Raw genomic sequence first — 4,109 nt, 5'->3', positions numbered from 1 at the left:
CACCGCCACCGTCGCGCAGCACGAGCGTGCTGCGGGCCCTCCGGCGATGGCGTATCGGGCGGTTACGCCTGGTCCCGGCGCAGGGACGGCTTGAGTTCCTTCAGGCGGCCCAGCAGGCCGTTCACGAACGACGGCGACTCGTCGGTGGAGAACTCCTTCGCCAGCTGCACCATCTCGTCCAGGACGACGGCGTCCGGGGTCTCGTCGACCCAGATCAGCTCGTACGCGCCCAGCCGCAGGATGTTGCGGTCCACGACCGGCATCCGGTCGAGCGTCCAGCCGACCGCGTACTGGGCGATCAGCTCGTCGATCCGCCGCGCGTGCCCGGCGTAACCCTCGACCAGCTGCATCGTGTACTCGCTGACCGGCGGCTGCCGGGTGTCGGACCGGGACAGCCGGATCCAGTCCGCGAGGACCGTCAGGACGTCGGCGCCGCGCTGGTCGCCCTCGAAGAGGATCTGGAAGGCGCGCTTGCGGGCCGTGTTGCGGGCAGCCACGGTTAGCTGTTCACCCGGCCGAGGTAGTCGCTGGTGCGGGTGTCGACCTTGATCTTCTCACCGGTGGTGATGAAGAGCGGGACCTGGATCTGGTGGCCGGTCTCCAGGGTGGCGGGCTTGGTGCCACCGGTGGAGCGGTCGCCCTGGACGCCCGGCTCGGTCTCGGCGATGGTCAGCTCGACCGCGGCGGGCAGCTCGACGAAGAGAACCTCGCCCTCGTGCTGCGCGACGGTGGCGGTGAAGCCCTCGATCAGGAAGTTCGCGGCGTCGCCGACGGCCTTCCGGTCGATGTGCAGCTGGTCGTAGGTCTCCATGTCCATGAAGACGAAGTACTCGCCGTCCATGTACGAGAACTGCATGTCGCGCTTGTCGACAGTGGCGGTCTCGACCTTGACGCCGGCGTTGAAGGTCTTGTCGACCACCTTGCCGGACAGCACGTTCTTCAGCTTGGTGCGCACGAAGGCCGGGCCCTTGCCGGGCTTGACGTGCTGGAACTCGACGACGGACCAGAGCTGGCCGCCTTCGAGCTTGAGCACCATGCCGTTCTTGAGGTCGTTCGTGGAAGCCACGGTTGCGGAATCTCCTGGACTGACGTACGACCCCGGGTCACGCGCTACAGCGCGAGCAGCTCCTTGGTCGTGATGGTGAGTAGCTCGGGTCCGCCGTCCGCCTCGGGGCGCACGACGAGCGTGTCATCGATCCGGACACCGCCCCGGCCCGGGAGGTGGACCCCCGGTTCGACGGTGACCGGCACGCAAGCGTCCAGTTTACCCATGGCCGCGGGCGCCAACTGCGGGTCCTCGTCGATTTCGAGTCCGACACCGTGTCCGGTCAGCGGTGGCAGGGCTTCCGCATAGCCGGCCGAGTCCAGTACCTGGCGGGCCGCGCGGTCCACATCGCCGTAGCCGGCACCGGGCGCCAGGGACTCCCGTCCGGCGCGCTGGGCGGCGAAGACCAGGTCGTACAGCTCGACCTGCCAGTCGGCGGGCGAGGTGCCGATCACGAAGGTACGGCCGATCTCGCAGCGGTAGCCGCGGTAGGTCGCGCCCAGGCACACGGTGAGGAAGTCGCCCTCCTCCACCCGCCGGTCGGTGGGGCGGTGCCCGCGGCGGCCGGAGTTCGGCCCGGTGGCGACCGAGGTGGGAAAAGCCGGCCCGTCGGCGCCGTGGTCGACGAGCCGGCGCTCCAGCTCCAGGGCGAGGTGCCGTTCGGTACGGCCGACCAGGATGGACTCGAGCAGCTCTCCGAGGGCCTGGTCGGCGATCTCGGCGCCGATGCGCAGGCAGGAGATCTCCTCCTCGTCCTTGACCACCCTGAGCTGCTCCACGGCTCCGCCGAGGTCGCCGAGGCGGAGTGCGGGGGCCCCGGAGGCGATCGCCCTGTGCCGGGCGACGGTGAGGTGGTGTTCCTCGACGGCCAGGGAGTCGGCGGACTGGGCCACGGCCAGTTCGGCCGCCGCGACCGCGGCGTCGCCGCCGGCACCGACGGCCCGGCCGACGCCGTTCGGCGCGAGGACGTGCAGGCGCAGGTTCTCGTCCAGGCGGCCCTCGGAGGGGCGGTCGTCGGGCTGGCCGATGCATACGAGGAGGTCCTCGCGTCTGCCGAGCAGCAGCGCGGAGCCCTGCGGGGCTGCGGCGGCGAGGTAGCGCACGTTGGCTGGACGGGTGACGAGCGCTGCCGCGGTGCCGGCCGCGGTGAAGTGGTCTCTCAGCCGGGATCTGCGGGTCGCGTACACCTCTGACATGAGATGAGCGTAGGAGTATTGACCGGTTTATGCCGGTTTTTAGGGGCCGAGTGGGGTTTGCGTGGGGTGGCTGCCGTGGATCGCCGGGTGCGGGTGCGTCGCGGGTTCCCGCGCCTCATACGGCACTGCAGTTCCCCGGCTCACCAGCTCGGTGGGCTCGCTATCGCTCTCGCCAGGACCTCGTCCAGAACGCGGGCCGTCCCGGGGATGTCCAGCTGGGAGTTGTCGATGATCGGGAGTCCCGAGCCGTACCAGCCCGCCATGCGGCCGTGGATGCGGGCCACCTCCTCGTCGGTGAGGCGGCGGTTGCCGGTGCGTTCGGCGTTGCGTTCCAGGACGATGTCCAGGCCGGGCAGGAGGACGACGGGCAGCAGGCCGGGGCCGACGTGGCGCTTCCAGCCGCCGAGACCGACGACCGGGCGGTCCGGGAAGACCGCGTCGTCCAGGATGCAGGAGATGCCGTTGGCGAGGAAGTTGCGGGCGGCGAAACCGCAGGTGCGGCGGGCCAGGCGGTACTGGGCCTCGGAGTTGTCGTTCCAGCCGGACTGGGGGTCGGCGAAGCCGGAGCGGACCCATTCACGGACGTCGTCCAGGCTGATGTGCGCGGTGGGCACGCGGCGGTGGTCCGCCCAGTACTTGGCCACGCTCGTCTTGCCCGCGCCGGCCGGGCCGATCAGCAGCACGGCCAGCGTGGTCGACGCCGGGTCGGGCGCCGCGGCGGGAGCCGGGGGCGCCATAGGCACCCCGACGGGCCCGCCGGGTGGCAGCGGGACGTGACCGGTGGTATCAGGGGCCGGCAGCACAGCGGGCTGGGGCGCAGGGGGCTGGGGAGCGGCGGGCTGCGGGGGTGGGGGCTGAGGCGCGGGCGGTTGCGGGGGCGTCGGCGGGACGGTGCCGGTGGGGGCCGGGAAGCCCGGCGGAGGGGGCACGGGGGCGGGCCCCTGGGAGGCTCCCGGGTGCGGGCCCGGGTGGTGTGCGGCCGACGCCCAGCCGGCGTGCGGCACCTGCCCCGGCTGGTGGGGCGGCGGCAGCGGAGACCCCACTGCGTGCTGCATCCGTTGCCACTCCGTCTCGTACAAGCAGTTCGTGCTGGCAGCGGGGCTGACCCCGCTGCCTACCGAACGGTACCGTCCCCCGCCGTCGTTTGGTGAAACGGCCGGGGGCGGCCCGAAGTGCCCGTTCCGCAAAGGAAGTCGAGGCAGGGAATCGGGCGGACGGAACAGCGCAGGACTTACTGGCCCACTTCGCCGTAGGCGGCGAGCAGGACGGCCGGGTCCGGGCCCTCCAGGACGGTCGGCTTGGCCAGGCCGTCGAGGACGATGAAGCGGAGCAGGTCGCCGCGGGACTTCTTGTCGATCTTCATCGTCTGCAGCAGCTTGGGCCACTGGTCGTAGCGGTAGTGCAGCGGCAGCCCGACCGCTTCCAGGACCGTACGGTGACGGTCCGCGGTCGCGTCGTCCAACCGGCCCGCCAGGCGGCCCAGTTCGGCGGCGAAATGCATCCCGACCGCGACCGCCGCACCGTGCCGCCACGTGTAGCGCTCGTTCTTCTCGATCGCGTGGCCCAGCGTGTGACCGTAGTTGAGGATCTCCCGCAGACCCGACTCCTTCAGGTCCGACGAGACCACCTCCGCCTTCACCCGGATCGAGCGCTCGATCAGCTCGGCCGTGTGCGGGCCCGCCGGAGTCCGCGCGCCCTGCGGGTCCGACTCGATCAGGTCCAGGATCACCGGGTCGGCGATGAAGCCGGCCTTGATCACCTCGGCGAGCCCGGAGACGTAGTCGTGGACCGGCAGGGAGTCCAGCGCGGCCAGGTCGCACAGGACACCGGCCGGCGGATGGAAGGCACCGACGAGGTTCTTGCCCTCG

The 4,109-nt window shown here is 71.4% G+C and carries 5 protein-coding genes; all 5 read right to left on the bottom strand.

What is annotated here, in order from left to right:
* Window positions 1-62: 62 nt before the first annotated feature.
* Window positions 63-497, bottom strand: coding sequence for a transcription antitermination factor NusB (gene nusB / locus ACWDEN_RS47925; protein WP_351616033.1), 435 nt, complete (start codon window positions 495-497; stop codon window positions 63-65).
* Window positions 498-499: 2 nt separating this feature from the next.
* Window positions 500-1,066 (bottom strand): elongation factor P, encoded by a 567-nt coding sequence (efp, locus tag ACWDEN_RS47920; protein WP_208901946.1) that lies wholly within the window; start codon window positions 1,064-1,066, stop codon window positions 500-502.
* A 44-nt stretch (window positions 1,067-1,110) separates the two neighbouring features.
* Window positions 1,111-2,241, bottom strand: a complete 1,131-nt coding sequence (locus ACWDEN_RS47915) for an aminopeptidase P family protein (RefSeq protein ID WP_351616036.1) — start codon at window positions 2,239-2,241, stop codon at window positions 1,111-1,113.
* 140 nt (window positions 2,242-2,381) lie between these two features.
* Window positions 2,382-3,296, bottom strand: a complete 915-nt coding sequence (locus ACWDEN_RS47910; protein WP_351616038.1) for a Pro-rich N-terminal domain-containing protein — start codon at window positions 3,294-3,296, stop codon at window positions 2,382-2,384.
* 176 nt (window positions 3,297-3,472) lie between these two features.
* On the bottom strand, window positions 3,473-4,109 hold a 637-nt coding region (locus ACWDEN_RS47905; protein WP_450864433.1), incomplete at its 5' end, for a 3-dehydroquinate synthase family protein.

The sequence above is a fragment of the Streptomyces sp. NPDC001153 genome (assembly GCF_053598315.1).
The sequence above is the reverse complement of the archived record's forward strand: the minus strand, read 5'-3'. Positions and strand labels throughout refer to the sequence as shown.